This window comes from Pseudomonas syringae pv. cilantro (assembly GCF_001293775.1).
In the GTDB taxonomy this organism is placed as follows: Bacteria; Pseudomonadota; Gammaproteobacteria; order Pseudomonadales; family Pseudomonadaceae; genus Aquipseudomonas; species Aquipseudomonas syringae_P.
Genome location: NZ_LGLN01000060.1, coordinates 1 through 528, shown reverse-complemented (window position 1 = coordinate 528; position 528 = coordinate 1). Strand labels below are relative to the sequence as shown.

Annotated in this window: 1 pseudogene; it reads left to right on the top strand. The window is 47.0% G+C overall.

The features are described 5' to 3' along the window. Nucleotides 1-184, top strand: a pseudogene (locus ABJ99_RS14535) (permease); the annotation flags it as partial. Between the last annotated feature and the right edge of the window lie 344 nt (nucleotides 185-528).

Here is a 528-nt window from a genome sequence, read left to right as displayed (position 1 = left end):
GGGCGAGTACAACTTTGTCACCATCGATCGCAAGCGTCTGATGATCGTCACTCACCGTACCGACATCACGCTGGGTTTCGAGGCTCGATTCAAGCACGAAGTGCTGTTCAACAAATACCTGAACTTCCTCCACACCGTACTTCCCTCCACTGCTGAGTTCACCGAAAAAGACTGGAAAGGGTAAATACGATGAAGATCATCAACTTATTTAAATGCATTAGCTATAGATATCTGCACGCTCGCTCAGCACGCCAAGTGCCAATAATAAAAGAGGTCAGATATGAAATTCCCGGCCTAAAAATCACAGAGAACACCTCGTCATGACCAAGAAAAAATACCTGACTTAGCAGGAAGTCAATCAGAGCAGCTTGAAGACTCACTCTATTCCAAGAAAATCGGAGATGTTTTGAGTTGGAAAATTAAAACCATCGCATCTCATCATTGGGAAGTCGGGTTGCCTTCCTTGACGGTCCAGTAGCGTTCAAAGATGTGCGGCAGCTGCTCGGGAGGGATACCCTCGCCGGAGTC